The 2,823-nt window shown below is 57.1% G+C and carries 2 protein-coding genes; both read left to right on the top strand.

What is annotated here, in order from left to right; all coding sequences use genetic code 11:
* Positions 1–928 precede the first annotated feature (928 nt).
* Positions 929–1,849: a hypothetical protein gene (locus VJV58_RS17100; protein WP_324138549.1), complete on the top strand. Its 921-nt coding sequence runs from the start codon at positions 929–931 to the stop codon at positions 1,847–1,849.
* A 183-nt stretch (positions 1,850–2,032) separates the two neighbouring features.
* The coding region (locus VJV58_RS17095) for an MASE1 domain-containing protein (protein WP_324138548.1) at positions 2,033–2,823 on the top strand (791 nt) is incomplete at its 3' end.

The following is a 2,823-nucleotide window of genomic DNA, read 5'->3' as shown; positions in this document are numbered from 1 at the left end:
CAACTCAAGCAATACCCAGCCAAGAAATGCTGCGGCCAAAATTGTAATTAGGCAGACATATGACTCCATGTCGTCGAATCCTGCGTATTCCGCCGCGCATACTCGTCAGTTTATTCAATGCGTCGCAAAGCAGTAGTATCGGCCTCGGCTGCTCGCTCGGAAGTTGGCGCCGCACCAAACTTCATGGCAGAGATAGCCAAGGCCAGCGTTGATCGTCACCAAGCCTCGAATTCGAATTAAGAGCGTCTCGAGTGACGGGCCCCATTCTCCGAATGACTTCCCAATCAACCTTAACAGCGCGTTACTCACAAGGTTTAATCGATAGCCACTCATGTACCTTTAGAGGTGTGGTTAATGATGAAGCGTCCTCGGCTGGGTGCTGCTGGCATTCTTGATTCCACTGCGATCGCGAATGGACGAGGAGGCGGCGAGCTGTTGCATGGCGCCGATGTTGTAGTGGTGTTGGTTGCATCATTATAACGGCGCTTGCTCGACCTGAAATTTCCGCGGCGCAGTCGCTATGACGGCTTGCATTTTCGGTATTGCGCTTTCGCTTGCGTCGGCAGCGCTGTTGACTTTGAAGCTAAGAGATTAGTGAGAGCGCACTCATGCTTCTCATCGCGATTGACGGCTGGATAGATTGTCCTTCGCATTTCGCAGCGTGAACCCGCGGACTTCTTCTACGGCGCCATAGCTCGACGGCTGATCGATGCTTTGGTGACGAGGTACTTACTTTGTGATTTTCCCAAAACCAAACCCCGGCGGGCGCCGGAGTATTTTCATATGATTGCCCCATAAGGTCGTTCTCGCATATGCTGATGAAGGATGCGGGCCATAGTGCGGGGCGGCCCGAGATCGGAACGCCACAGTATGAGGTTCTGCGCGAATTGGCCGCGCGGTCATAGCGCGAAGCGGCGGGAGACCGAGCATGGAGGAGCGACAAGAGAAGACCTATGAAGCGATCGTGTCCCGGTGCAGGAATCTGATCCCGTCCATCGATATCACCAAGCATATCAAGTCGGGCACGTTGCGCGTCGCGAATAACACGCTGGACGGCATCACGTTTGAGGCGGTGGACCCTGCCGATCTCGAGGCCGAGCTGAGCGGTCGGATGAAGCTGCCGGGCAGCGCCAAGCCGCCCAAGCCCGGGGAGGGTGCTCTGTCCTTTGATGCGACCCGAGGGCCGCGCCCGGAAAACGCGTCCATGATCAGCATGAAGGAAGATCCCAAGCACTGGGCTTTGAAGGCTTCGTTCGGCGCAACCGTCGGTGAGGGGTTCCGCGAGCAATGGCGCCCTCCGCCGCAACCCCGACCGGCGCTCTTGCCCAGCCCCAGCTACGGCAGTCAACGCCTCTCGCTTGGCTTCGGAGACACCGGGACGCGACTGAGTTTCACCGCGCTTCACGCTGCTGTCGCTGCAAGTGTCTGCAATATCCACATCGACGAGCGCGGCTTCGTCGTGAGCACACCCGAAGGAGCCGTTGTTACGCCGACCTTTTATGGGCACCTCGCGAATGAGCTATTGCTCAAGACGAAGTTCCGCGACTGGCTCAATGGGGCAATCGGCGACAACGTTGTTGGATCGATTGTGGTTGAAGCGATCAACCGCCTCTCGCTGCGATTTGCGGACGCGGAGAACGGATTCGCCGGCATGAAAGGCAGGGTGAATAGCATCACCGGGCTTAAGGACCTCAAGGGCATTGGCAAGGTGTTCTTGCCCATCGGGCTGTCGATGGACCTGGCTCACCTCAGGAACTCGACCATTCAGGCCAATTACTACTGGCACGACGGTCAGCAGACGGTCACGATCAGCTGGGGCGGCACGTTTGATAAATTCGGGTCCAAGTGATGAGTTGGAACGGCGAACTGTCCGAGATCGCAGTGCAATGAGGTTACGAGCTAAATGCCTCGCCAACCCACCTGGTGCCGAGTTCCTCGCCCGACAGTTATGTGTCGGCTCTCTTGGGTGTATCGCCGACGACCGTTGACCCTATAGACTGTCACTTGAGGTGCCCCACGGCAAAGGTTTGTGATGGAAAGGGCAAGATTTAGTAAGGCCAAGGTTTCCGCCTTTGGCAGCGCACGGAGTGCTGCAGCCTACTTGGTCGAACTTTCAATCGTCGTCGCGGCTTACATCGGCCTTGCCGAGGCCGCGCTAATGTTACCAGCCATCAATCCAGCCGCGACACCGTTGTGGCCACCGACCGGATTCGCGCTCGCGCTGATGCTGCTGCGCGGGTACCGGATTTGGCCCGCGATTTTAGTCGGGTGTCTTTCTCCATACCTCATCGGCGGCCGCTCGCTCATCGAGTCGGGCTCTGTTGGAATCGGTACTGTCCTTGCTGCGTTTGCCGGAACCTGGCTGATCAATCGTTGGTCCAATGGTCACCAGACGCTTGTTACCCCGTCCGGTGTCGCAAAGTTCGCCATCATCTCCTTTGCGCCGACCACGATAATTAGTTCAACCATGGCGCTGGCAGGATTTATTCTCGCGAACGAACTGAGCTTTTCCGATTCTGTCGTCACCTGGATTACCTGGTGGCTTGCGGACGCAGCCGGGACGATACTCATCACTCCCGTCATTTTGCTTTGGGCGGTGATGCGTTTACGTATTTTTTCCAGGTGGGATCTGTTGGAGGCGATCGCAATCTTTATTGTCGTGGCCGTCATCGGGATCGTTGCCTACAGCCCGCTCATCGGCAGTATCCGCATTGGCGACCCCCTTGATCTGCTGCTGCCATATCGGACCCTTCTCGGTTTTCTGGCTTTGCTGCCTTTGATGTGGGCTGGTTTGCGCGGCAATCAACGCAACGTCGCCTCGGC

Source organism: Bradyrhizobium sp. (genome assembly GCF_035273305.1).
In the GTDB taxonomy this organism is placed as follows: domain Bacteria; phylum Pseudomonadota; class Alphaproteobacteria; order Rhizobiales; family Xanthobacteraceae; genus Bradyrhizobium.
This window is presented reverse-complemented; position numbering and strand designations above follow the sequence as displayed.